This window comes from Actinocrispum sp. NPDC049592 (genome assembly GCF_040675465.1).
Taxonomy (GTDB): Bacteria; Actinomycetota; Actinomycetes; order Mycobacteriales; family Pseudonocardiaceae; genus Kibdelosporangium.
Genome location: NZ_JBFAPA010000013.1, coordinates 74,984 through 99,729, shown reverse-complemented (window position 1 = coordinate 99,729; position 24,746 = coordinate 74,984). Strand labels below are relative to the sequence as shown.

Below are 24,746 nucleotides of genomic sequence, written 5' to 3'. Positions count from 1 at the left end.
CATCCCGAGGTTTTCGCCTTAGGATCGAAAACATGCCTGATACTACCACCGGGGCACCCCCCATCCGCCACGAAGTTCTCGCCGCAGTGCTCCAGGTGAGAGGGGGATCACTTCAGGTCCTGTTGTGGGAACGCGCGATGGAGCCGCACGCGCACCGCTGGTCACTGCCGGGCGGGGCGCTGCGCATCGACGAGGACATCGAGCACTCGATCCGCCGCCAGCTCAAGGAGAAGGTCGACGTGCGGCAGCTCGCGCATGTCGAGCAGCTGGCGGTTTTCAGCGCCCCGGACCGCGTCCCGGGGCCACGCACGATCGCCTCGGCGTTCCTCGGCCTGGTGCCCTCCGACAACGACCCCGAACTGCCCGGGGACACCAAGTGGCACCCGGTCGGCGACCTGCCGCCGACCGCCTTCGACCACGAGGCGATCGTCCGCCGCGCCCGCGACCGGCTGCGCTCGAAACTCTCGTACACCAACATGGGGTTCGCCCTGGCGCCGCCCACGTTCACCGTCTCCGCGCTGCGCGAGCTGTACTCGGCCGCGCTGGGCTACCGGGTCTCCGCGACCAACCTGCAGCGCGTGCTTTCCCGCCGCGGCCTGCTGGAACCCACCGGCGACACCGCCAAGCCCGGGCGGTCCGGCGGGCGGCCCGCGGCGCTGTTCCGGTTCGCCGCGCGGGGCATGCAGGTCACCGATCCGTTCGCGGTTCTCCGGCCGCCCGCTGCGAAACCTTCGTGATGGCCGTAGCGTGGTGTCGTGCCCGAATCGCTGCCGCTGTTTCCGTTGCAGACGGTGTTGCTGCCGGGAGCCAACCTGCCCCTGCACATCTTCGAGCCGCGGTACCGCCAGCTGACCGTGGACCTGGTCACCGGGACCGTGCCGGAGAAGCGGTTCGGCGTGATCGCCATCCGCACGCCGGTGACCGAGGAGGTGGACAAACCCGAGCAGCTGCACCCGATCGGCTGCTCGGCGCTGCTGCGGCAGGCCACCCGGCTGCCCGACGGGCGCTACGACATCATCACCACCGGTGAACGCCGGTTCCGCCTGCTGGATCTGGACGCCACCAGCGCGCCCTACCTGCTCGGCACGGTCGAGTGGGTGCCCGACGACGACATCCCGCCGTCCGAGCGGATCCCCGGCCTGGTGGAGTCCGCGCGGGCGGCGTACCGGCGCTACTGCGAGACCGCGTGGGAGCGCGAGGACTGGACCGAGCCCGGCGAGGACACGCCCCTGGGCAACCTCGCGCACTTACTCGCGGCCGACTGCCTGCTGCCCATGCAGGACCGGCAGGACCTGTTGGCCGAGACCCGTCCCCTGCACCGGCTGCGGATGGTCTACAAGTACCTCACCCGCGAGGCCGGCATCATCGCCGCGCTGCGTGCCGTTCCCGCCCCCGCGTCGGCCTTCAACGCCCCGGTGAACCTCAACTAGCCCAGACGCCTACCGAGGTCGTCCATGCCGTTCCAGGCGGCCATCACGCCGTACACGAGCGCGGTCGCCAGCGGCTGGGCCATCACGGCCCACCAGGACTCCAGCTTCGGGGCGATGGTGACCACGTCACCGAGCTTCACGGCACTCGGCGCCGGGTACATGCCCGCCGCGAACGAGTTCGCCATCAAGGCCGCCAGCAAAGCCGCGGCCAGCGAACCCAGCACGGCGGCCAGCATCACCACCGGGCCTCGCCGTTCCCGCAGGAACCAGACGGCCACGCCGACGACAAAGCCCGCGCCCAGCCCGAGGGCGACGAAGATCGCCAGGGAGTCGAACCGGTGGTAGCTCTCCGCGGTCAGCGGGATCTGCGCGCCGTTCTGCGCGATCGCCTTGAGCTGCGGCGGGGCAAGCTGCGCCCAGATCCAGGCCAGCAGGATGCCCACCAGCGACACCGTGCACACGATGCTGACCGACGGCAACAGGTCGGCCTTGACGTGCACCTTCGGCTTCGGCGCTGGTGGCAGCGCGAACGGGTGCCCGAAGGGTTCGTACAGCGGGGCGTCCACCGGCGCATCCTGCTGCTGCGGCTCGGCCACGCCCATACCTCCCTGTGGATGACTCCAGGCAGACGAGCCTATCCGGTGACACCCGCGGAGCCGAACACGCCGTGCCGACTACAGCGCGCGGTCCAGCCCGCCGGCGTCACCTGGACGACCATCCGGCGGGCGCACTCGGCGCAGAACCGGGGCGGGTCGATCGTGTTCAGCCTGCGGTCGCACTGGCCGTGCTCGCCCTCGGCCCGGTCCTTGCCACACCATCCGCAGTAGCTCACAGCGTCTCGTTCAGCGCCTTGATCGGCATCTTCAGCTCGGCCAGCATCTCGATGTCCTGGCTGGCCGGGCGGCCGAGGTTGGTCAGGTAGTTGCCGACGATGATGGCGTTGATGCCGCCGAGCATGCCCTGCTCGGCGCCCAGGTCACCGAGGGTCAGCTCGCGGCCGCCGGCGAACCGCAGCATGGTCCGGGGCATGGCCAGCCGGAACGCCGCCACCGTGCGCAGCGCCTCGCTGCCCTCGACGATCGGGTAGTTCTCGTACGGCGTGCCCGGGTTGGGGATCAGGAAGTTCATCGGCACCTCGTCGGGCTCCAGCTCGGCCAGCTGGACCGCGAACTCGGCACGCTGCTCGACCGACTCGCCCATCCCGATGATCCCGCCGGAGCAGACCTCCATGCCCGCGGCCTTGACCATCTGCAGGGTGTCCCAGCGCTCTTCCCACTCGTGCGTGGTGACCACGTTGGGGAAGTGCGACTTGGCGGTCTCCAGGTTGTGGTTGTACCGGTGCACACCCATCGCCACGAGCTCGTCGACCTGCTCCTGCGTGAGCATGCCCAGCGAGCAGGCGATCTGGATGTCGTTGCCGTCGTCGCGGATGGCCTTGATGCCCTGGCGGACCTGGTCGAGCAAACGCTTGTCCGGCCCGCGCACGGCCGCCACGACGCAGAACTCGGTGGCCCCAGTGGCCTTGGTCTGCCGCGCCGCCTGGACGAGACCCGGGATGTCCAGCCACGCGGAGCGCACCGGCGTCGGGAACCGACCGGACTGCGAGCAGAAGTGGCAGTCCTCCGGGCAGCCACCCGTCTTCAGGCTGACGATGCCCTCGACCTCGACCTCCGGCCCGCACCAGCGCATCCGCACCTCGTGCGCGAGCGCCAGCAGCTCCGCCAGCCGGTCGTCCCCGAGCTGGAGCACCGCCACCAGCTGTTCCTGAGTCAGGCCCTCGCCTCGCTCGAGCACCTGGTCGCGCGCGATCTTGAGTACGTCCGAAGACCTGCTCGCCGGGTCGAGCATCGGTTCAGCGCGCTTGGCCGCCGCAGTCAAAGGTCCTCCTCGAAGCGCTGGCAGTTCCCGATCGGTCAGTCTGCCGTAACCGGGGCCGGTTGGTGAGGGACGAACATCACGCCCCTGCCATGACCGAATCATGATCGGGGCTGTTGGTTGCCTCAGGAGGGGCTGTAGGTCTTGGCGAACTGTTCCGGGTCGAACTCGCCGCCGAACCACGGCGAGAGCCCGTGCCGGGCGACCTCGAGGAAAGCGGGCCCGTCGAGGCCACCCGCGCCCTCAGGCAGCACGCCCAACAACGGTGCCCCGGCGGCGACGGGGAGGTCCTCGACGTTGCAGCGGGTGGCGAGGTCGGGGTCGGCCGGCCAGCTGCCGACGACGACGCCGACGGTGTTGATCCCGCGGCGGAGCAGGACCTCGGCGGTCAGCGCGGTGTGGTTGAGGGTGCCCAGACCCGCCTGGGCGACGATCACGACCGGGACGCCCATGGCCCAGGCGGCGTCGGCGATGGTGGCGCCGTCGTCGTCGAACCGCACCAGCAGGCCCCCGGCGCCCTCGACGAGCACGAGCTCGTGGCTCTCCTCCAGCTCGACGGCGGCCGCGGCGATGTCCGCGGGGCGCACGGTCGGCATGCCGCTGCGGCGCGCGGCCGTGGCGGGGGCCAGGGGTTCGAGGTATCGGGCCAGCTCACGAGTGGTGGTCGGCGCGGCCAGGCGTCTGACGACGTCGAGGTCGCCGGTGCCGTCGGGCTCGAGGCCGGCCTGGGCCGCCTTGATCACGGCGACGCGGCGGCCCTCTGCCATGGCCACGGCGGCGATCGCCGAGGTCACGATCGTCTTGCCCACCCCGGTTGAAGTACCGGTGATCACGATCACGGTCACGTCGAACCAGACTACGGCGGGCACACCGGGCACGACACGCCGGGGCCGCCACGCCGGTAGAAAGCGCTTACCGGCAGTGATCACCCGGGTGCGGAGACGGACTCCCGGACCATCAGCTCGGCGGGCATGAACAGCCTGCTCAGCGAGGTCACCGCCTCGGTGCCGGACGCGATCCGCCCGGCCCGCCGCGCGCCCTGGTCCAGCGGCAGCCGCACGGTGGTCAGCGCGGGCACGACGTCGACGGCCGCGGGCAGGTCGTCGAACCCGGCGACCGAGATGTCCTCGGGCACCCGGACCCCCCGCTGCCGCAGGGCCGCGATGACGCCCAGCGCCATCAGGTCGTTCCCGGCGACGATCGCGGTGAGGTCGTCGAACCGCCGCAGCAGCTCCAAAGCCGCGTCGAACCCGGACGCCCGCGAGAAATCCCCGTGCAGCACAACGGTTTCGGCCACACCGGCGGTCTTGAGGGCCTGCCGGTGACCGGCCAGCCGGGCGGTCGTGGTGCTGTTGCCGGGCGGGCCGGCGATGTACGCGATCCTGGTGTGCCCCATGGCAAGGACGTGCTTGGTCAGTGCCCGCGCGCCGCCCTCGTTGTCGAACGCCACGCACGGCACCTCGACCCCGGGCGGGGCCGGGCGCCCGCACATCACCACGTGCGTGCCCGCGGCCTGGGCCCGGCCGATGAGCTTGGCGATCGCCGTGACGTGCTCGGGTTCCTCGCGGCTGCCACCGGTCAGCACCATGCCGCGGACCCGTTGGCGCAGCAGCATGCTGATGTACTTCAGCTCGTCCGACGGCGACCCGGCCGTGTTGCAGATGACCGCGAGCAGGTCGGCGCTGGCCGCCTCCCACTGCGTGCCACTGGCCTGGATGGAGAAGAACGGGTCGGACACGTCGTTCACGATCACGCCGATGACCTCTGAGGTCGCCGCCGCCAGCGCCCGCGCGGGGCCGTTGACGACGTAGTCGAGCTCGCCGAGCGCGCGGTGCACCCGTTCCCTGGTCACCGCGGAGACCGGGTAGTTGCCGTTGAGCACGCGCGACACGGTCGCGGTGGACACGCCCGCGCGAGCGGCGACGTCAGCCAGCGTGGCCGCCATCCGGTCACCTCCTATTGACACCCGGTCATAAGGATGCCTAGCTTACGCTGATAGTAAGCGCTTTCTATCCGGCAACTCGCCGCCGTGTCTGGAAGGGGAGACAATGGCAGACCGGACATCGGTCGGCATCGTGATGAACGGCATCACCGGGCGGATGGGCCTGCGGCAGCACCTGGTGCGGTCGATCCTGGCCATCCGCGAGCAGGGCGGCATCCCGATCGGGGACGGCCGGGTGATCTGGCCGGAACCGGTGCTGGTCGGCCGCAACGAGCACAAGGTCAAGGCGATCGCCGACGAGCACGGCCTGTCCTGGACCACGGACCTGAGCGAGGCCCTGGCCGACCCGGACACCGGCATCTACTTCGACTCGCTGGTCACCGGCGAGCGTGAGAAGACCGTGCGCCAGGCGATCGCGGCGGGCAAGCACATCTACTGCGAGAAGCCGACCGCACCGGACCTGGCGACCGCGCTGGAGCTGGCGCGCCTGGCGACCGAGGCGGGCGTGAAGAACGGCGTGGTGCAGGACAAGATCTTCCTGCCCGGCCTGCTGAAGCTGAAACGGTTGGTGGACGGCGGTTTCTTCGGCCGGATCCTGTCGGTGCGCGGCGAGTTCGGCTACTGGGTGTTCGAGGGCGACTGGCAGCCGATCAACCGGCCGTCGTGGAACTACCGGGCCGAGGACGACGGCGGGATAGTGCTGGATATGTTCTGCCACTGGCAGTACGTGCTCAACCACATCTTCGGCAAGCCCCTGTCGGTGCAAGCCCTTGCGGCGACGCACATCCCGCGCCGGGTGGACGAGCAGGGCGAGTGGTACGACGCCACCGCCGACGACGCCGCGTACGGGATCTTCGAGCTGGACGGCGGGATCGTCGCCCAGATCAACTCCTCCTGGGCCACCCGGGTGTTCCGGGACGAGCTGGTGGAGTTCCAAGTGGACGGCACGGAGGGCAGCGCGGTCGCCGGCCTGCGCCGCTGCCGGGCACAGCATCGGTCCGCCACCCCGATGCCTGTGTGGAACCCGGACCTGCCGGCCGCGCACGACTTCCGCTCGCAGTGGCAGGAGGTCCCGGACAACACCGAGTTCGACAACGGCTTCAAGACCCAGTGGGAGCTGTTCCTCAAGCACGTCGTGCTGGACACGCCGTGGCACTGGGACCTGCTGGCCGGTGCGCGCGGGGTTCAGCTGGCGGAGCTGGGGTTGCGGTCCTCTCGTGAGGGCCGCCGCCTGGAAGTCCCGGAGCTGGAGCTGCCGTGATCACCCTCCCCAATGGACAGACCTACCAGGTGTCGTCCGCGGGTGGCTATCCCCCGGGTTCCGCGCCGGCGTCGCGCAAGCTGTTCGCGGCCGCGCACGTCGTCGCGGACCCGTTGGGCGACAACACCCCTGGGCGACCGGCGGCGGTGGACTGGGACGCCACCATGGCATACCGGCACCACTTGTGGAGCTATGGCTTCGGGATCGCCGAGGCGATGGACACCGCGCAACGCGGGATGGGCCTGGACTGGACCGCCACCCAGGAGCTGATCCGGCGGACCGGTGCCGCGGCCGCCGGTCCGTTCGCCTGCGGGGCGGGCACGGACCAGTTGTCCGGAGTGGACCATTCGGTGGCCGACATCCTTGCCGCGTATGAGGAACAGGTCGGCGTTGTCGAGGCTGCTGGTGGTCAGGTCATCCTGATGGCTTCCCGGGCCTTGGCCGCTTCGGCTGCCGGCCCGGACGACTACCATCGCGTCTACGGCTCGCTGCTGGCCCAGACCGCTCAACCGGTGATCCTGCACTGGCTGGGGCCGATGTTCGACCCGGCACTGGCGGGCTACTGGGGTTCGTCCGATTTGGACGCTGCCACCGCGGTGTTCCTGGAGATCATCAAGGCGAACGCGAGCAAGGTCGACGGGGTGAAGATCTCGTTGCTGGATGCCGGTCGTGAAGTGGCGTTGCGCCGTTCACTGCCTACGGGCGTTCGTTGTTACACGGGCGACGATTTCCACTATCCCGAGCTGATTCAGGGTGATTCCGAGGGCTACAGCGACGCATTGCTGGGGATTTTCGACGCGATCGCCCCGGCAGCCTCAGCGGCCGTGACCGCGTTGGACAAGGGCGATCTGGACACGTACAACGCGATCTTCGCGCCCACCGTTCCGTTGTCCCGGCACATCTTCGGCACGCCGACGTACTACTACAAGACGGGGATCGTGTTCCTGGCCTGGCTGGCGGGCCACCAGTCGCACTTCAAGATGGTCGGCGGCCTGGAGAACGCCCGCACGGTCCCTCATCTGGTCGAGCTTTTCCTGCTGGCCGACGCGGCGAACCTGTTGCCCGACCCCGAGCTGGCCGAACACAGGATGCGCGCGTTCCTTGAGGTGTCGGCATGACAGCGCGACTGAGCCTCAACCAGGCGACCACTACACAGTGGACGGTCCCCGAGGTCGTCTCGGGCTGCGTTCAGGCCGGGATCTCCGGCATCGGGCTCTGGCGTGATCCCGTTGCGGCTCATGGCGTTGAGGAGACGGCGAAGCTCGTGCGGGACGCCGGTCTCACGGTGACCTCGTTGTGCCGGGGCGGGTTCTTCCAGTCCCCCAACGCCATCGAGGACAACCGCCGGGCGATCGAGGAAGCAGCGGCCCTGGGCACCGGGATCCTCATCCTGGTGTCCGGCGGCCTCGCCGAGGGCAGCCGGGATGTCGACGGCGCCCGCCAGAACGTCATCGACTCCATCGCCGAACTCGCGCCCTACGCGGCGGACCACGGCGTGCAGCTGTCCATCGAACCCCTGCACCCCATGTTCTGCTCCGACCGCTGCGTAGTGTCCACGTTGGACCAGGCACTCGACATGGCCCTGCAGTTCCCGGCCGAGCAGGTCGGCGTCTGCGTGGACACCTACCACATCTGGTGGGACCCCAACGTGTACAAGGCGATCGAACGCGCGGGCGACCGAATCTCCATCTTCCAGGTCTGCGACTGGATCACCCCGCTGCCCGAGGGGGTGCTGCTGGGCCGCGGCATGATGGGCGACGGCAGCATCGAACTGCGTCGCCTGCGCGAAGCCGTCGACGCCACCGGCTACACCGGCCCGATCGAGGTCGAGATCTTCAACCAGCAGATCTGGGACCAGCCCGGCACCGACGTCGTCAACCGCGTGGTCGAGACCTACCAAACGCACGTCCTCTGACGGGGCCGGAGGCACCCACCATCGGTCAAGCCGCGATGGCCCGGCGGTCCCAGCCCGGCAGAGCGATCCACTCACAGCGAACCCGGCCCGGCAACCCGCTCCCGTCCCAGCGACCCCAGCTCAGCAGAGCGGTCTTCACCCGCCTGCTAACCGGCCGCGACGGCGGCGCAGAGGGCTTTGGTGATCAGCGCCAGGTCCTCGTCGCGGGTGACGTAGGGCGGCATGGTGTAGATCAGGTCGCGGAACGGGCGCAGCCAGACGCCGCTGGCCACGGTGGCCTTGGTGGCCAGGGCGATGTCCACCGGGTGGTCGAGCTGGACGACGCCGATTCCGCCGAGCACCCGCACGTCCACGACCCCGGGCAGGTCGACGACGGGTTCGAGGCCGGCGATCAGGCCGGCCTCGATTCTTCGGATGTCCGCGGCCCAGTCGGAGTCCAGCAGCAGGTCGATGGAGGCGTTGGCGACGGCGGCCGCGAGCGGGTTGCCCATGTAGGTGGGGCCGTGGGCGAGGACGGGGAGGTCGCCCTGGGAGATGCCGTTGGCGATCTCGGAGGTGCACAGGGCCGCGGCCATCGACAGGTAGCCGCCGGTCATCGCCTTGCCGACGCACATCACATCCGGGCTCACGGCGGCGTGGTCGGCGGCGAACAACGTGCCCGTGCGGCCGAAGCCGGTGGCGATCTCGTCGAAGATCAACAGCACGTCGTGGGTCAACGTCAACTCGCGCAACACATGCAGGTACCGGGGGTCGTGGAACCGCATCCCTCCGGCGCCCTGCACCACCGGCTCGACGATCACTGCCGCCAGGGAGTCGGCGTTCTCTTCGACAAGAGCAGCCAGCAAGGCCACGTAGTCGTGGTCCACTCCGGCGTCGAACCCGGCCGGTGGGGTGGGCACGAAAACCTGCTCCGGCAGCACACCCCGCCACAGCGAGTGCATCCCACCATCCGGGTCACACACGCTCATCGGGTGGAACGTGTCGCCGTGGTACCCGCCGCGCCAGGTGAGCAGCCGCCGCTTTTCCGGTCGGCCGACCGAAAGCCAGTACTGCAGGCACATCTTGATGGCGACCTCAATGGACACCGACCCGGAGTCGGCCAGGAACACGTGCCGCAGCGGCGACGGGGTGATCTCGACCAGCTTGGTCGCGAGGCGCACGGCGGGCTCGTGGGTGAGGCCACCGAACATCACGTGGCTCATCCGGTCCAACTGGTCGCGCACGGCCGCGTCCAGCCGCGGGTGCCGGTACCCGTGGATGGCCGCCCACCAGGACGACATGCCGTCCACCAGGTCCCGGCCGTCGGCGAGGCGCAACCGCACGCCCGAGGCGGATTCCACCACCAACGGGTCCCTGGTGCCCGGCATCGGGCCGTACGGATGCCAGACGTGCGCGCGGTCCAACGCGGTGAGTGAGGCGACGTCCACGGACAATGACAGTAGTGCCAATTGGGCGGATTTCGGGGCCGTTTCGTCCGGTTACCCATTCACCAGAACCGGCAACGACTGGAGACCATGGATCAGTGTGCTGAACCGCCAGCGCAAATCCGCCGGATCCACGGCCAGCGCCAGGTCCGGGAACCGGGCGAAAAGCTGTCCAATCGCGACTTTCCCCTCCAGCCGGGCCAGCGGCGCGCCCAGGCAGTAGTGGATCCCGTGGCCGAACGCCAGATGGCCGCCCGCCTTGCGGGTGATGTCCAGCCGGTCCGGGTCGGCGAACCGGTCACCGTCGCGGTTGGCCGACACCAGCGACACCACCACGATCTGGTGCTCGGGCACGAGCACATCACCCACCTGGAGCGGTTCGGTGGTCACGCGCAGTGTGGAGTGGTCGAGCGGGCTGTCGAACCGCAGGAACTCCTCGACCGCGCCGGGCAGCAGCGACGGGTCGGACTTCAGCAGCTCCAACTGGTCGGGGTTGCGCAACAGCGCGTACACGCCGTTGCCGATCAGGTTCACGGTCGTCTCGTGCCCGGCGATCATCAGCAGGAACGCCATGGCCACCAGGTCTTCCTCGTTGAGCTGGTCACCGTCCTCGGAGGCCTGGATGAGCGCGGACATCAGGGCATCGTCCGGGTGGGCACGCAGCGTGGCGATCATGTCCTTGAGGTACGCGGACATCGCCTGGGTCGCCCCGGCGATCTTGTCCCACTTCTCCGACGACATCACCAGGTTGGACCACTGCCGGAACTCGTCCTGCCTACCCTCGGGCACGCCGAGCAGCTCGCAGATCACCGTGATGGGCAGCGGGAACGCGAACGCGTCCAGCAGGTCCACCCGATCGTGGGTGGCCATCTCGTCCAACAGGTCCGACGTGATCTGCTCGATCCGCGGCCGCAGCCGGTCCACCATGCCCGGCGTGAACGCCTTGGACACCAGCTTGCGCAGCCGGGTGTGCTTGGGCGGGTCGGTGTTGAGCATGTGCGCGACGAGCGCCCGCGCGTACTTGCCGTCCTGGTTCCAGCCGAGGACCCGGTCCATCGTGTCGCGGTCCTTGGACACGGTCGGATCGGACAGCACGACCTTGGCGTCCTCGTATCGGGTGACAAGCCAGAACTTCATGCCACGCGGAGTGACCGCCTCCGTGACCGGACCCTCGTCCCGCAGCGACGCATAACGCGAATACCGCTGCTGGATGAAGTCGTCCTGCACCGCGATCGCCGCCATCGATGACCTCCCCAGGTAGCCCACACCACGCTACCGCTTATCGTGTCGGGGTGACGGCTTGGACAACACTGCATCCGCTGATCGACGGCGGTGACCCGGTCAACGTCGTGCGAGTGCTGCGGGAGCTGGGTGCGGCCGACCGCAAGGCGCTGGCCGAGCCGTTGCGCGCGTACGAGAAGTCCTTGCGCACAGCGGACTTCGTCGCCAAGCGGTTCTGGGGACCGCGGCTGTGCGCGCTCACCGTCGCGGGCGCGGCGCTGCTGCCGAGCGCGTCCAGCGTCGCGGTCTGGGTGGTGCGCAACGGCTTGCGCGAGGACGAGACCGGCACGGACGTGACCGACCTGGTCGTCGAGGCGCTCAACGACCGCAATGTGCCCTGGCTCGGCGACCTGGTCGACCGGCTCGCGCTGCGGCTGCCCGCGGACAAGCTCGAACCCGACCTGCAGCGGCTCGTGGTCCAGCTGGCCAAGCACACCGGCATCGCGCCCCTGGCCACCGACGGCCTGGTCTACGCCTGGATCGCGACCGGCCAGGAGGTCACCGGCCGTGCCTCCCTCGCGCGCCGGCTGTTCGAAGTAGACGGTGTGGGCGCGCTGCTGGACGCGGGCGGCTGGCCGGACCGGCTGGCGGCCGACCCGGCGCTGGACCGGACCATGCTGCTGGAGGGCTGCCTGTTCCGGTTGCGCCGGGGCGGCAAGCTCGCTGACATCAACGGGTTCCTGTTGCTGCACAAGGCACTCGCCCCGACCGTCGACGAGGTCACCATGCTGGCCAAGGACTACACGGCCCTGCTGGCGAACTCCCATCCACCCGTCGCCGGGGTCGCCCGGCACGAACTGATGCGCGCCGGCCACCTCGTCCAAGCGAACGGATAGCCACTCCACCCTCCGCAACAACGTGAAATCCCGCCACACCAACGGCTCGAAGACCCCACATCGATATTACCGTTTTGCCGCAACGAAAACCGGGCCCACTCCCCGAAAGGAACAGGCCCGGAACTCCCGGAACGAGCACTGTGCGAATCAGGCCAGGCAGCTGGGACCGAGCAGCGCCTTGAGGTCACCCATCAGCGCCGGGTTGGGGGTCACCCGCAGGGCGTCGTCGAGCTTGAGCAGGGTCTTGCGCTGCCCGTTCATCAACCGGAGGTGCACCTCGGTCGTGCCCGGGTGGGTGGACAGGGCCTCCTTGAGCTGCGCGACGACGGCGGGGGTGCACTTGCTGGCGGGCATGCTGACCCGGAACGGCTGCGAGCCGGCCATCGCCTCGAGGTCGGGCACGGCGAGGTCGTTGGCGATCAGGGAGGTGCGGTCGTCGCGTTTGGCCACCCGGGCCTTGACCAGCACGATCGCGTCCTCGACCACGCTCATCCCGACCACCGAGTAGGTCTTCGGGAAGAACAGCACCTCGATGCCACCGTTGAGGTCCTCGAGCATCGCCGACGCCCACGGCTCACCGTTCTTGTTCACCCGCCTGGTCACCGAGGCGAGGATGCCGCCGATGGTGACCTGCTGGCCGTCGTTGATGCCGCCTTCCAGGATCGCCGCGATCGGGGTGTCGGACTGGGCCGAGAGGATCTGCTCGACGCCGTCCAGCGGGTGCCCGGACACGTACAGCCCCAGCATCTCCCGCTCGAGGGCGAGCTGGTGCTTGGTCTCCCAGGCGTCGTCCGGGACCTTCACGTCGAACACCGAGGCCACGTCGTCGGACGCGTCGCCGCCGCCGAACAGGTCGAACTGGCCGACCGCCTCGGCGCGCTTGGTCTCCATCACCGCGTCGATCGCGTCGGTGTGCACCAGGAACAGGCCCTTGCGCGGGTGCTTGAGCGAGTCGAACGCGCCCGCCTTGATCAGCGACTCGACGACCTTCTTGTTGCACGCCTGGGCATCGACCTTGCGCAGGAAGTCGGAGAAGTCGACGAACGCGCCCTTCTCGGTGCGCGCCTTGACGATCGAGTCGACCACGTTGGCGCCGACGTTGCGGATCGCGCCGAGGCCGAACCGGATGTCGTCGCCGACCGGGGCGAACTCGCGCTCGGACTCGTTGACGTCCGGCGGCAGCACGGTGATGCCCATCTTGCGGCACTCGGCCAGGTAGACGGCGGCCTTGTCCTTGTCGTCGCGCACGGACGTCAACAAGCCCGCCATGTACTCGGCGGGGTAGTTCGCCTTGAGGTACGCGGTCCAGTACGAGACCAGGCCGTACGCGGCCGAGTGGGCCTTGTTGAACGCGTAGTCGGCGAACGGGACCAGGATCTCCCAGAGGGTCTTGATGGCGTCCTTCGGGTAGCCGTTGTCCAGCATGCCCTTCTCGAACCCGGCGAACTCCTTGTCCAGGATCTCCTTCTTCTTCTTGCCCATCGCGCGGCGCAGCAGGTCCGCTTGTCCCAGCGTGTACCCGGCGAGCTTCTGCGCGATCGCCATGACCTGCTCCTGGTAGACGATCAGGCCGTAGGTCGTGCCGAGGATGTCCTTGAGCGGTTCGGCCAGCGCCGGGTGGATCGGGGTGATCTCCTGCTGGCCGTTCTTGCGCAGCGCGTAGTTCGTGTGCGACTTCGCACCCATCGGGCCGGGGCGGTACAGCGCGCCCACGGCCGAGATGTCCTCGAAGTTGTCCGGGCGCATGAGCCGCAACAGGTCCCGCATGGGCCCACCATCGAGCTGGAACACACCCAGCGTGTCGCCCCGGGACAGCAGCTCGTAGGTGGCCTTGTCGTCCAGCGGCAGCGTCTGCAGGTCGATCGGCTGTTTGCCGTTGCGCTCGATGTTGCGCATGCAGTCGTCGATCACCGTGAGGTTGCGCAGGCCCAGGAAGTCCATCTTCAGCAGGCCCAGCGACTCACAGGTCGGGTAGTCGAACTGGGTGATGATCGAGCCGTCCTGCGGGCGCTTCCACAGCGGGATCACGTCCAGCAGCGGCTCGGCCGACAGGATCACCGCGCAGGCGTGCACACCGGCGTTGCGGATCAGGCCCTCCAGCCCGCGGCCGGTGTCGATGATCTGCTTGACCTGCGGGTCCTGGTCGTAGAGCGTGCGGATCTCGGTGGCCTCGGCGTACCGCTTGTGCGCCGGGTCGTGGATGCCCGACAGCGGGATGTCCTTGGCCATCACCGCGGGCGGGTAGGCCTTGGAGATCCGGTCGGCCACCGCGTAGCCGGGCTGGCCGAACAGCACCCGGGCGGCGTCCTTGATCGCCGCCTTTGCCTTGATCGTGCCGAACGTGATCACCTGGGCGACCTTGTCCTCGCCCCACTTCTCGGTCACGTACCGGATCACGTCACCGCGCCGGCGCTCGTCGAAGTCGATGTCGATGTCGGGCGGGGACACCCGGTCCGGGTTGAGGAACCGCTCGAAGATCAGCCCGTGCGCCAGCGGGTCGAGGTCGGTGATGCCCATCGCGTAGGCGATCAGCGCGCCTGCCGCGGAGCCACGGCCCGGGCCGACCCGGATGCCGTTCTCCTTGGCCCAGTTGATGAAGTCGGCCACCACGAGGAAGTAGGCCGGGAAGCCCATCTGCAGGATGACGCCGATCTCGAACTCGACCTGCTGGCGGTGCACCTCGTCGACGCCGTCCGGGAACCGGCGGTGCATGCCCTCCCAGACCCGCTGGGTGAAGTACTCGCCCTCGGTCATGCCCTCCGGGATGGGGAAGCGCGGCATCAGGTTGCGGAACTCGAACATCCCCGCGGTGTCCACCTTCTCGGCGATCAGCAGGGTGTTGCGGCAGCCCTCCTGCCAGATGTCCGAGGAGTCGATCGCGCGCATCTCGTCCGGCGACTTGAGGTAGTAGCCCTCGCCGTCGAACTTGAACCGGGTCGGGTCCTGCAGCGTCTTGCCGGTCTGCACGCACAGCAGCGCGTCGTGGGCGTCGCGCTCGTGGGCGTACGTGTAGTGCGAGTCGTTGGTCACCACCGGCGGGATGTTGAGCTTCTTGGCCACCTCGAGCAGCTCGTTGCGGACCTTGAGCTCGATGTCGATGCCGTGGTTCATCAGCTCGACGAAGAAGTTGTCCTTGCCGTAGATGTCCTGCCACTCGCCCGCGGCCCGGACCGCCTCGTCGAACTGGCCCAGCCGCAGCCGGGTCTGCACCTCGCCGGACGGGCAGCCGGTGGTGGCCATCAGGCCCTCGGCGTTCTCGGCCAGCAGCTCCTTGTCCATCCGCGGCCACTTGCCCAGCTGGCCCTCGAACGAGGCCAGGCTGGCCGCGCGCATCAGGTTGCGCAGGCCGGTGGCGTTGCGTGCCCAGATCGTCTGGTGCGTGTACGCACCGCTACCAGACACGTCGTCGCTCTTCTGGCTCGGGTCGCCCCAGCGGACCCGGTCCTTCACGTGCCGCGAGCCCGGCGCCACGTAGGCCTCGATGCCCAGCACCGGCTTGATCCCGGCGGAGGTGGCCTGCTTGTAGAAGTCGTAGACGCCGTTCATGTGCCCGTGGTCGGTGATCGCCACGGACGTCATGCCGAGCTGCTCGCACTGGGCGAACATGTCCTTGAGCTTGGCCGCCCCGTCGAGCATCGAGTACTCGGTGTGCACATGCAGGTGTGTGAAGGAGTCAGCCACGATCCATCACCCTAAACGCCTTCCAGCGATCTCCAAGCACCGACACCCAGGTTGTACATGCGGGGTACGACAATTCGCCGGTGCGCTTCCGACCCGTCTCGCAGGACGTTCTCGTCGAGCAGATCGTGACCCGTCTCACCGCCATGCCCGGCCGCCTGCGGGTGGCGGTCGACGGCGCCCCGGCGGCCTCGCCCGGCACCCTGGCCGACGCTCTCGTCGACCCTCTGCGGGTGCTCGGCCGCCCTGCCGTGCGGGTGCGCGCACACGACTTCCTGCGGCCGGCGTCACTCCGGTTCGAACGCGGCCGCACCGACCCCGATTCCCGGTACGACGACTGGCTCGACGCGGGCGCGCTGACCCGTGAGGCGCTCACCGGCGACCGCGTGCTGCCGTCGTTCTGGGACGCGGCCACCGATCGGGCGACCCGGGCCGGTTACGTTGAGTTGCCGCCGTCCGGCGTGGTGATCGTCGACGGGGAACTGTTGCTGGGCCGCGGACTGCCGTTCGACCTCACCGTGCACCTGTGGATGTCCGCGGCTGCGCTGACCCGGCGGACCCCGCCCGAGGAGGCGTGGAGCCTGCCCGCGTTCGCCCGTTATGAGCGCGAAACCGGTCCGATGACCGTTGCCGACCTCGCCGTGCGCGTCGACGACCCGCACCACCCTGCACTACGAATCCCCTAGGGACTGGCGGTTCCCGGTCATTTGGTCTATACCAATGAGAACGCCGCCTCACACCCTGCCTGAGGAGGTCCGGTGGTCGGACTTGGCCGTCTGGGGATCGCCATCGCGGTCGCTGTGAGTGTTGTCATTCCTGGGGTCGCGCATGCGGCGACAGCTTCGTCGGTCGCACCGTACGTCGACATGGGCGAGTGGCCGACGCCCGTGTTGTCCACCATGGCCAGTCGTGGTGGTGTCAAGAGCTTCACGCTGGGGTTCGTCACGGCGTTCGGGTGCAAGGCGTCGTGGATGGGCGCCTATGACCCGCGCGCTGGGTGGCAGAAGGCCGAGATCGCCAAGGTCCGGGCCGCGGGCGGGGACGTGAAGGTCTCCTTCGGCGGCGCGTCCGGGATCGAGCTGGCCCAGATGTGCGGCACGGTCACCTCGCTGGCCAACGAGTACGACGCGGTGGTCAAGGCGTACTCGTTGAAGGACATCGACCTGGACATCGAGGGGGCCGCGGTGGCCGACCCGGTGTCGATCACCCGCCGCTCGCAGGCGCTGGCCGTGGTGGCCGGCCGCAACCCTGGGCTGAAGATCTCGCTCACCCTGCCGGTGATGCCCGACGGCCTGGATGCCAACGGGCTCACCGTGGTCAAGGCCGCCAAGGCGGCGAACGTCCCGCTGGACATGGTCAACGTGATGGCCATGGACTACTACGAGGGCCGCGCCGACCAGGGCGCCAAGGCGATCGCGGCCGCCAAGGCCACCCAGAAGCAGCTGAAGTCGCTGTACGGGCTGTCCGACGCGGCCGCGTGGAAGAAGGTCGGCGTCACGCCGATGCTGGGCGTGAACGACTCGGGCGACGAGATCTTCTACCAGAAGGACGCCCGCGCCCTGGTGGCGTTCGCCCAGTCGGTGCACCTGGGCATGCTGTCCTACTGGGAACAGGGCCGCGACGCCAACGCCTGCACCGGCGATCTGGCTGTGTGCAACAACATTCCGCAGCAACCCTACGAGTTCGCCAAGATTTTCTCGGCCTACAACGGCTGAGGCTTCCTCACACCCTGCCTCGAGGAGGTTTTCGATGAGAAAACTGTTCACACTGGCCATGATCGCGGCCCTGTCCGTGCTGGCCCTGCCGGTGGGGACGAGCCAGGCCGCCACGGCGTCCTCGGTCGCTCCCTACGTGGACATGGGCGCGTGGCCGACGCCCGTACTGTCCACAATGGCCAGCAAGGGCGGCGTGAAGAGCTTCACGCTCGGCTTCGTCACGTCCTATGGCTGCAAGGCCAGCTGGTTCGGGGCCTATGACCCGCGGACCGGGTGGCAGCGCGACGAGATCAACAAGCTGCGGGCGGCCGGCGGCGACGTGAAGATCTCGTTCGGCGGCGCGTCCGGCATTGAACTGGCCTACTTCTGCACCACACCGCAGACGCTGGCCACCGAGTACGACGCCGTGATCAACGCCTATGCCCTGAAGTACGTCGACTTCGACATCGAGGGCGCCGCGGTGGCCGACCCCACCACGGTCGCCCGCCGCTCGCAGGCGTTGAAGATCATCCAGGACCGGCACCCGGGCCTGAAGATCTCGCTGACCCTTCCGGTGCTGCCCAACGGGTTGACCGCCGACGGCGTGAACGTCGTCAAGTCGGCCAAGAACGCGGGCGTGAACCTGGACATGGTCAACATCATGGCGATGGACTACTACCAGGGCGCCGGTGACCAGGGTGCGAAGGCGATCGCCGCGGCCAAGGCCACCATGGCCCAGGTGAAGTCGGTCTACGGCGGCACGGACGCGGCCGCGTGGAAGAAGATCGGCGTCACGCCGATGCTGGGCGTCAACGACTCGCAGAACGAGATCTTCCTGCAGAAGGACGCCCGCGCCCTGGTCTCGTTCGCCCAGTCGGTGCACCTGGGCATGCTCTCGTTCTGGGAGCAGGGCCGGGACGCCAACGCGTGCAACGGCGCCCTGTACCGCTGCACGAACGTGGCCCAGCAGCCGTACGAGTTCTCCAAGATCTTCGCCGGCTACAACGGGTAAAGGGGGATCCGGCACCCTGCTCTTAACCTAGCAGGGTGCCGTCCTCCTTGCTGTACAGCAGAAGACGGCCCGACTCGGGCACAGCCGTTGCGCGGCTGCCGATGGCCGGTTCGTCCTGTTCCCGGACGGTCACGCCGATCAGCGTGCCGTCCGGGCATTCCAGTGTCACGAGAGAACTCACACCCAGGTTCTCCACAATGGACACCGTGCCGGTGATGCCGATACCGTCCGTCGTCAGGGACAGGTACTCGGGGCGGACGCCGACGGTGACCTTGGTTCCATCCGGAAGCGCTTGGGGTGACGGCATTTTCGCGCCCGCCACGGCGAGCTGACCGCCGTCGACCACGCCGTCGACCAGGTTCATCGGGGTCGAGCCGATGAAGTTGGCGACGAAGGTGTTGGCGGGTCTGCGGAACACCTCTCGCGGGCTGCCCAGCTGACGGATCCCGCCGGACTCCATCACCGCGATCCGGTCGGCCAGCGCGAGCGCCTCGGCTTGATCGTGCGTCACGAACACCGTCGTCACGCCGAGTTCCCGCTGCAGCCGCTTGAGGAAAGTCCGCGCTTCCAGCCGGAGTCGTGCGTCCAAGTTGGACAGTGGTTCGTCCAGCAGCAGCACGTCCGCGTCGATCGCGACCGCGCGGGCCAAAGCGACGCGCTGTTGCTGCCCGCCGGAGAGCTGGCCCGGACGGCGTTCGAGAAGGTGCCCCAGGCTGAGGCTGTTCGCGGTCCGCTCGGCGACCTCGTGCTGTTTCGCCTTGGGCTGCTTGCGAACCCGCAACGGGTAGGCGATGTTCTCCGACACCGTCATGTGCGGGAACAAGGCGTAGTCCTGGAACACCATGGCCACATTGCGCCTGCCCGGTTCGACGTTCGTGACCTCGCGGTCGCCGATCGAGACCGCGCCGGACGTGGCCTGCTCCAGGCCGGCGATGGTGCGCAGCAGCGTGGTCTTCCCGCAGCCGGACGGGCCGAGCAACGCGAAGAACTCGCCGTCGGCGATGGTCAGGTCCAGCCCGTCCACCGCTCGCACCCCGTTGGGGTACACAGTGGACAGCGCGTCGATGGAGATCTGGGCCATCAGCTCTTGATCCCTCCGTGGAACCGGAAGCCGTAACGCTTGCTCACGAACAGGTACAACACGACCACCGGGATCGAGTACAGCAGGGAGAACACCGGGATCACGGTCAGGTTCGCGCTGCCACCCTCGTCCTGCAGGGTCCGCAACAGAACCGCGGCGGGCTGGCTGCCGATGTCCCGCAGCAGCAGGAACGGCAGCAGGAAGTTGCCCCACGCCTGGACGAACGACCAGACCACGATCGTCGCGATCCCCGGCCGTGCCACCGGAACCACCACGTGCAACAGGATCTGCCCCGGCGAGGCGCCGAACACCCGCGCGGACTCCTCGTAGGACCGCGGCACCGCGTCCATGAAGTCCTTGAGGATGAAGATGGCCGCGGGCAGCATCCCGCCCGCGATCACCAGAGCCGTGCCGTACTGGGAGTTGATCAGTCCCAGCTGGTACATCATCACGAAGATGGGCACCATCGCCGCGGTCCCGGTGACCACACTGGACAGCAGCAGAAGCACATACAGCAAGGCATCCCGGCCCGGGATCCGCACCCGGGACAGCGCGTACGCGGCGCACGCGGCCAGCACGGTCGTGATCACCATCGCCAAAGTGCACAGCACCAACGAGTTCACCAGCGAGGTCAACGCGTAGGGGTGATCGAACGTGGTCTGGATGTTGGCGAACGTCCAGTCCGGCCACCGCAGGCCCAGCCCCGGCTTCGAGTCGAACGGCGCCGAGGCCAGCCACAGCATGGGGATCGCGAAGAACGCCAGCACCACCGCGAAGAACGCGGTGTACCCGATCCGGCGCAGCACCAGGCCCGTCACGTGCGCCTCCGCAGAATCCTCAGGTACACCAACGCGACCACCAGGTTCACCAGCAACAGCAGGAACGAGATCGCCGAGGCGTAGCCGAGCTGCCCGGAGCCGAGCGCCTGCTGGTAGATGAACACCGGCAGCGTCTCCGACTGGTGGTTCGGCCCGCCCGCGGTCAGCAGGAACGGCGAGAAGTCGTTCGCTGTCCAGAGGCTGACCAGCAGGGTGTTGGTCAGCACGTGCCCACGGATGTGCGGGAACACGACATCCTTGAGCGTGCTCCACTTCGACGCGCCGACCATCCGCGCGGTCTCCAGCTGCGACGGTGGGACGACGGCCAAAGCCGAGCTGTACAACAACATCGAGAACGCCGTGCCGCGCCAGACGTTGAACACGATCAGGCTGGACATCGGGTACTGCACCAGCCACGCGGTGGCCGGGTTGCCCAGCAACAGGTTCAGCGTGCCGCCGTCCCGGTCGAGCACCGCGATCCACAGGTAGGCGACCACAGTGGACGGCAGGATCCAGGCCAGCAGCACGAGGCCCTCGGTGGTGCGGCGCAGCCATTTCCGGGCTCCGCGCATGGTCCAGGCCAGCGTGAAACCGAGGATGTTCTGCCCGATCACCGCCGAGCCGAGCACGAACAACAGGGTGAGCCACAGCGAGTTGCCGAACAGCGGGTCGCTCAGCGCGCCGGTGATGTTGTCCAGGCCGACGGTCTGCGGGTTCACCGAGGCGGGCCCGGTGAGCGTGTAGTTCGTCAGTCCGATGTAGATGCTCCACAGGGCCGGGAAGACCAGGAAGATCCCGATCAGGATCAGCGCCGGGGCGACGAACCCCAGTGCCCGGCCCTTGCCCAGCCCCGCCGAGTCGGTCGCCGGGCGGCGGGCCGGGGGCGCCGCCGCCACGGTGACCGCGGTGGCGTCAGCTGCCGGCAACGTTGGCCTCGCCGACCGCCTTGCTGAGGGCCTGCTGGTAGGCCGTCGCCGCCTCGTCCGGGCTCTTGCCCGCCACGACGTCCGCCGTCGCCTGCTGCAGCGCGGACGAGACCTGGGGGTAGACGGCGAGACCCGGGCGGTAGCGGGTGATCGGCAGGACCTGCTTGGACACGAAGGACAGCATCGGGTCGCCGGCGAGGACCTCGTCGTTGACGTCGGTGCGCGGGGTGATCTGTGCGCCGCCGGACACCTTGGCCTTGGTGGCGTCGAAGGAGTTCATGAACTGCAGCAGCTCCCATGCCTGCTGCGGGTACTTGCTGTTGGGGTTGATGACCCGGATCGAGCCGCCGGACATGCTCACGAAGTCCTGGCCGCCGACCCCGCCGCCGGCGGTCCTGGCCGGGATCTTGGCCCAGCCCACCGCCGTGTCCCGGTCGGCCATCTTGGCCACGCCCGCCTTGGGCTCGACCACCGAGCGCCAGAAGTAGTCGCTCTCCAGCAGGATCCCGATCTTGTTGTCGGCGAACTCGGCGAACGACTTGTCCCGGCCCTTGGCCTCCTGCTGCAGCAGCGGGTCGCCCAGGCCGCCGCCGTAGATCTGCTGGTACAGGCCCAGAACGTCCTTCACGTTCTGGGTCGCGCCCTGCCACTTGCCGTCCGCGTAGACCGGCTTGCCGGTGCCGGCCAGCAGCGGCAGCACGCCCTGCATCGTGGTCGCCTCGGTCATCGCGGTGCCCGCGTTGAGCTGGATCGGCGTCACCCCCGGCAGCTTCTTGAGCGCCTGACCGGCCGAGACGATCTCGGCCCAGCTCTTGGGCTGCCAGTCGGCGGGCAGCCCGGCCTGGGCGAACAGCTTCTTGTTGAAGTACAGCACGCGCCCATCAGTCCCGGTCGGGATGCCGTAGCGCTTGCCGTCGAACTGGCCCAGCGCGGCGACCGCCGGCGGGATCTTGGACCAGCCGTCCCAGGCGTCCACCTTGTCCCTGCCCGCCACGTCGTCCAGCGGTTTGACCTGCCCGGCCTGCGCGAACTCACCCAGCCAGATACCGTCGATCTCCAGCACGTCCGCGCCCTGGCCGGTCTTGAGGTCCAGCGCGACCTTGGTCTTGTAGTCCTTGTCGTCCGCGCCGTTGCCCTCGAACTTCACGGTCGCGGTCACGCCCTTGGCCTTCTGCGCCTCGGTGAACTTCGGGATGACGTAGTCGGTCATCCACTTGGCGGTGGCCGTGTTCTTGCCCCCGGCCAGCGCGTTCGCGCCGATCGTCAGGGTGATGTCCTTGGCGTCCGCGTTCTGGCCGGTGTTGCTGTCCGCCGACTTCCCGACACACCCTGCCGTCACCAGCGTCACGCCGGTCAGTACCGCGATCAGAGACCTGAGCCGCATCGTCGCGCCCTCCCATACGGTAAATCACCCAACTGGCCTGGGTCGCGTTATCTTCTGCCACCAAGTGATCATTGACAAGGCCGTGTGCAGGTCTTTCCGGCGTGCTGCACGCGCTGATCAGGGCGAGGAGGTAGCGTTTCCAGCCGTGGTAGCCCCCGATCCCGTGGACATCCGGTTGCTCAGCCTCATCGCCGAGGTGGGGCGCGCGGCGGTGCACGAGGTCGCCGCCCGGCTGGGTATGGACCCGCGGGAGGTGGCCTCCCGGCTGGTCGCCTTGTCGGCCAACGGCTTGCCGCTCATCGTCGGTGTGGAGTGCGACCCCAATGGCATCCGCGCGGCCCTCGCAGCGGTCCCCCAAGCACCACCACCCCCACCTCCAGCACCACCCTCCGGGCCCTACCACGTCCCCTCTGGCCAATACCCGCCGCCACCAACGCCCCCATCAGGCCCGTACCCAGTGGCGCCGCCCTCCGGGCCGTACCAGATGCCACCCCAGCAACAGGCCTACCGCCCAGCGCCACCCCCACCATCACACCCATTTCCAGCGCAGCCCCAACCACAGCCACACCAGCCCCAGCCACTGCCCCCACCCGACCCCGTGCTGAGCACGTGGGGTCCCCCACAGTCGGCCTCGTGGGCCCGCGGCGACCAACCCCCACACCGCGGCGCAGCAGCAGCCACAACCGCCGCAGGCAACGCCGTCAAACCCACACCCATCCGCACCGGCAAGGTCGGCGGCACCCTCGAAACAGAAGGCCTGGAGGGCGAACACCTCTCCATCCAGCTGGTCGAAGTCGTCGACCCCGCGGACTTCCTGTTCACCGCCGCGGGCTACCGCCTCCAACCCGGCGAACGCTCAGTCGTCGTCCACACCGAGATGGTCAACAAGGGCGGCCACCCCTTCAACTCTCTCCCGGACCTCTACCTGGTCCTGGTGGCCAAGGACGGCCAGACCATCACCAAAGCCCCCGTCTCCCTCTCCTCCAGGCCACCCCACCGCATCGGCGTCGCCCCGGGAGAAACCGCAGGCGGTCACACCGTCTACGTCCTCCCAGAGAACCAGGAGCTCACCGCCGTCCGCTGGAGCCCCCGCCCCGACGACACCACCAGAACCCTCACCTGGACAGTCGAGCAATAAAAAGAGCCACCGATTCGCCACCCAGGCCATAGGTCGGGCCCCTCACTGGAAACACCCACCCAGAGCATCCGCCCAAAACCGCCCAAGAGCAGCATCATCCCCAGCCTTGAAGTTCACCTGAACAAGCCGCAGCGCCACCCCTCCGCCATCGGAAGTCAGGACTCCGAACGAAGCCGCTCCAGAGCCGTATCCAGATCAGCCGGATACTCGCTGGTGAACTCCACCCACCGCCCATCAGCGGGGTGCTCGAAACCGAGAGTGCGCGCATGCAGCCACTGCCGGGTGATCCCAAGCCGCTTGGCCAGCGTCGGATCAGCCCCATAGGTGAGATCGCCAACACACGGATGATGCAACGCCGAGAAATGCACCCTGATCTGGTGAGTACGACCAGTCTCAAGCTTCACCTCAACGAGTGAAGCCGCCCGAAACATCTCGAGCACCTCATAGTGCGTCACACTCGGCCGCCCGGAAGCCACCACAGCGAACTTGTAGTCATGCTTGGGATGCCGATCAATCGGCGCATCAATCGTGCCCGAACTCGGATCCGGATGCCCCTGCACCACCGCGTGATAAATCTTCTCGACCGTCCGCTCCTTGAACGCCCGCTTCAACACGGTGTACGCATGCTCGCTCTTGGCCACGACCATCACCCCAGTCGTGCCCACATCCAGCCGGTGCACAACCCCCTGCCGCTCCGCAGCGCCCGAAGTGGACACTCGCACCCCAGCAGCCGCCAGCCCCCCGATAACAGTCGGCCCGGTCCACCCCGGACTGGGATGCGCAGCAACCCCCACAGGCTTGTCCACCACGACGATGTCATCGTCCTCGAAAATGACCCGCAGCCCCTCAACCGGAACAGGAATCAGCTCAACCGGCCGATCCGGCGCCGGAAGCGTCACCTCCAGCCAAGACCCGGCGATCAACCGATCAGACTTACCCACCGGACGGCCATCGACGACGACATCCCCCGCCTCGGCAATAGCGGCGACAACAGTCCGAGACAGCCCGAGCAACTTGGACAGCCCCGCGTCGACACGCATCCCGTCCAGCC

The 24,746-nt window shown here is 68.5% G+C and carries 23 protein-coding genes; 10 read left to right on the top strand and 13 right to left on the bottom strand.

Features of this window, described 5'->3' with window-relative positions; all coding sequences use genetic code 11:
- Positions 1-32: 32 nt before the first annotated feature.
- Together AB0J95_RS29735 and AB0J95_RS29730 are read left to right on the top strand one after the other, a co-directional pair.
- Positions 33-737 (top strand): NUDIX domain-containing protein, encoded by a 705-nt coding sequence (locus AB0J95_RS29735; protein ID WP_364764881.1) that lies wholly within the window; start codon positions 33-35, stop codon positions 735-737.
- An 18-nt stretch (positions 738-755) separates the two neighbouring features.
- On the top strand, positions 756-1,430 hold the full coding sequence (locus tag AB0J95_RS29730; RefSeq protein WP_364764878.1) for an LON peptidase substrate-binding domain-containing protein: 675 nt from the start codon (positions 756-758) through the stop codon (positions 1,428-1,430).
- Here AB0J95_RS29730 and AB0J95_RS29725 read toward each other — a convergent pair.
- From AB0J95_RS29725 to AB0J95_RS29705, 5 genes are all read right to left on the bottom strand, one after another.
- A complete protein-coding gene (locus tag AB0J95_RS29725) occupies positions 1,427-2,026 on the bottom strand; it encodes a DUF2567 domain-containing protein (protein WP_364764875.1) in 600 nt (199 codons plus the stop codon). The genes AB0J95_RS29730 and AB0J95_RS29725 overlap by 4 nt on opposite strands.
- A gap of 38 nt (positions 2,027-2,064) precedes the next feature.
- On the bottom strand, positions 2,065-2,262 hold the full coding sequence (locus AB0J95_RS29720) for a hypothetical protein (RefSeq protein ID WP_364764872.1): 198 nt from the start codon (positions 2,260-2,262) through the stop codon (positions 2,065-2,067).
- Positions 2,259-3,278 carry a biotin synthase BioB gene (gene bioB, locus AB0J95_RS29715; protein WP_364765485.1) on the bottom strand — a complete coding sequence of 340 codons (1,020 nt, stop codon included), beginning with the start codon at positions 3,276-3,278 and terminating at the stop codon, positions 2,259-2,261. Before bioB ends, AB0J95_RS29720 begins: the two co-directional genes overlap by 4 nt.
- Before the next feature lie 152 nt (positions 3,279-3,430).
- Entirely contained in the window at positions 3,431-4,174 is a 744-nt protein-coding gene (bioD, locus tag AB0J95_RS29710) for a dethiobiotin synthase (protein WP_364764870.1), read from the bottom strand.
- A 56-nt stretch (positions 4,175-4,230) separates the two neighbouring features.
- Complete coding sequence (locus AB0J95_RS29705) at positions 4,231-5,250, bottom strand: LacI family DNA-binding transcriptional regulator (protein ID WP_364764867.1); 1,020 nt, start codon at positions 5,248-5,250, stop codon at positions 4,231-4,233.
- 103 nt (positions 5,251-5,353) lie between these two features.
- Here AB0J95_RS29705 and AB0J95_RS29700 point away from each other — a divergent pair, with 103 nt between their 5' ends.
- Genes AB0J95_RS29700 through AB0J95_RS29690 form a run of 3 tightly spaced genes read left to right on the top strand, consistent with a single transcriptional unit; the run spans position 5,354 to position 8,423 of the window.
- Positions 5,354-6,508: a Gfo/Idh/MocA family oxidoreductase gene (locus AB0J95_RS29700; RefSeq protein WP_364764864.1), complete on the top strand. Its 1,155-nt coding sequence runs from the start codon at positions 5,354-5,356 to the stop codon at positions 6,506-6,508.
- A complete protein-coding gene (locus tag AB0J95_RS29695) occupies positions 6,505-7,626 on the top strand; it encodes a dihydrodipicolinate synthase family protein (protein ID WP_364764861.1) in 1,122 nt (373 codons plus the stop codon). The genes AB0J95_RS29700 and AB0J95_RS29695 overlap by 4 nt, the downstream gene beginning before the upstream one ends.
- Positions 7,623-8,423: a sugar phosphate isomerase/epimerase family protein gene (locus AB0J95_RS29690; RefSeq protein WP_364764858.1), complete on the top strand. Its 801-nt coding sequence runs from the start codon at positions 7,623-7,625 to the stop codon at positions 8,421-8,423. Before AB0J95_RS29695 ends, AB0J95_RS29690 begins: the two co-directional genes overlap by 4 nt.
- A gap of 146 nt (positions 8,424-8,569) precedes the next feature.
- On the opposite strand, the gene AB0J95_RS29685 is transcribed toward AB0J95_RS29690, so the two are convergent.
- Positions 8,570-9,850, bottom strand: a complete 1,281-nt coding sequence (locus AB0J95_RS29685) for an adenosylmethionine--8-amino-7-oxononanoate transaminase (protein WP_364764855.1) — start codon at positions 9,848-9,850, stop codon at positions 8,570-8,572.
- Between the two features lie 51 nt (positions 9,851-9,901).
- Entirely contained in the window at positions 9,902-11,089 is a 1,188-nt protein-coding gene (locus AB0J95_RS29680; RefSeq protein ID WP_364764852.1) for a cytochrome P450, read from the bottom strand.
- A 50-nt stretch (positions 11,090-11,139) separates the two neighbouring features.
- Between AB0J95_RS29680 and AB0J95_RS29675 the strand changes: the two genes are divergently transcribed.
- Positions 11,140-11,964: a hypothetical protein gene (locus AB0J95_RS29675; RefSeq protein ID WP_364764849.1), complete on the top strand. Its 825-nt coding sequence runs from the start codon at positions 11,140-11,142 to the stop codon at positions 11,962-11,964.
- Between the two features lie 147 nt (positions 11,965-12,111).
- Here AB0J95_RS29675 and dnaE read toward each other — a convergent pair whose 3' ends face one another.
- Positions 12,112-15,648 (bottom strand): DNA polymerase III subunit alpha, encoded by a 3,537-nt coding sequence (gene dnaE, locus AB0J95_RS29670; protein ID WP_364765483.1) that lies wholly within the window; start codon positions 15,646-15,648, stop codon positions 12,112-12,114.
- 77 nt (positions 15,649-15,725) lie between these two features.
- Between dnaE and AB0J95_RS29665 the strand changes: the two genes are divergently transcribed.
- The 3 genes from AB0J95_RS29665 (at position 15,726) to AB0J95_RS29655 (ending at position 18,348) form a co-directional block, all read left to right on the top strand.
- Positions 15,726-16,328 (top strand): uridine kinase, encoded by a 603-nt coding sequence (locus AB0J95_RS29665; RefSeq protein ID WP_364764846.1) that lies wholly within the window; start codon positions 15,726-15,728, stop codon positions 16,326-16,328.
- Between the two features lie 72 nt (positions 16,329-16,400).
- Complete coding sequence (locus AB0J95_RS29660; RefSeq protein ID WP_364764843.1) at positions 16,401-17,357, top strand: chitinase; 957 nt, start codon at positions 16,401-16,403, stop codon at positions 17,355-17,357.
- A gap of 34 nt (positions 17,358-17,391) precedes the next feature.
- Positions 17,392-18,348 carry a chitinase gene (locus AB0J95_RS29655; RefSeq protein ID WP_364764840.1) on the top strand — a complete coding sequence of 319 codons (957 nt, stop codon included), beginning with the start codon at positions 17,392-17,394 and terminating at the stop codon, positions 18,346-18,348.
- Positions 18,349-18,370: 22 nt separating this feature from the next.
- Here AB0J95_RS29655 and AB0J95_RS29650 read toward each other — a convergent pair whose 3' ends face one another.
- The 4 genes from AB0J95_RS29650 to AB0J95_RS29635 are packed head-to-tail and all read right to left on the bottom strand — an operon-like array spanning position 18,371 to position 22,557.
- Positions 18,371-19,429 carry an ABC transporter ATP-binding protein gene (locus AB0J95_RS29650; protein ID WP_364764837.1) on the bottom strand — a complete coding sequence of 353 codons (1,059 nt, stop codon included), beginning with the start codon at positions 19,427-19,429 and terminating at the stop codon, positions 18,371-18,373.
- A complete protein-coding gene (locus tag AB0J95_RS29645; RefSeq protein ID WP_364764834.1) occupies positions 19,429-20,247 on the bottom strand; it encodes a carbohydrate ABC transporter permease in 819 nt (272 codons plus the stop codon). The genes AB0J95_RS29650 and AB0J95_RS29645 overlap by 1 nt, the downstream gene beginning before the upstream one ends.
- Complete coding sequence (locus AB0J95_RS29640) at positions 20,244-21,173, bottom strand: sugar ABC transporter permease (RefSeq protein ID WP_364764832.1); 930 nt, start codon at positions 21,171-21,173, stop codon at positions 20,244-20,246. Before AB0J95_RS29640 ends, AB0J95_RS29645 begins: the two co-directional genes overlap by 4 nt.
- Positions 21,160-22,557 (bottom strand): extracellular solute-binding protein, encoded by a 1,398-nt coding sequence (locus AB0J95_RS29635; protein WP_364764829.1) that lies wholly within the window; start codon positions 22,555-22,557, stop codon positions 21,160-21,162. The genes AB0J95_RS29640 and AB0J95_RS29635 overlap by 14 nt, the downstream gene beginning before the upstream one ends.
- Positions 22,558-22,702: 145 nt before the next feature.
- Between AB0J95_RS29635 and AB0J95_RS29630 the strand changes: the two genes are divergently transcribed.
- Complete coding sequence (locus tag AB0J95_RS29630) at positions 22,703-23,695, top strand: AsnC family protein (protein ID WP_364764827.1); 993 nt, start codon at positions 22,703-22,705, stop codon at positions 23,693-23,695.
- A gap of 155 nt (positions 23,696-23,850) precedes the next feature.
- Here AB0J95_RS29630 and AB0J95_RS29625 read toward each other — a convergent pair whose 3' ends face one another.
- Positions 23,851-24,735 carry an RluA family pseudouridine synthase gene (locus AB0J95_RS29625; RefSeq protein WP_364764824.1) on the bottom strand — a complete coding sequence of 295 codons (885 nt, stop codon included), beginning with the start codon at positions 24,733-24,735 and terminating at the stop codon, positions 23,851-23,853.
- Positions 24,736-24,746: the final 11 nt, after the last annotated feature.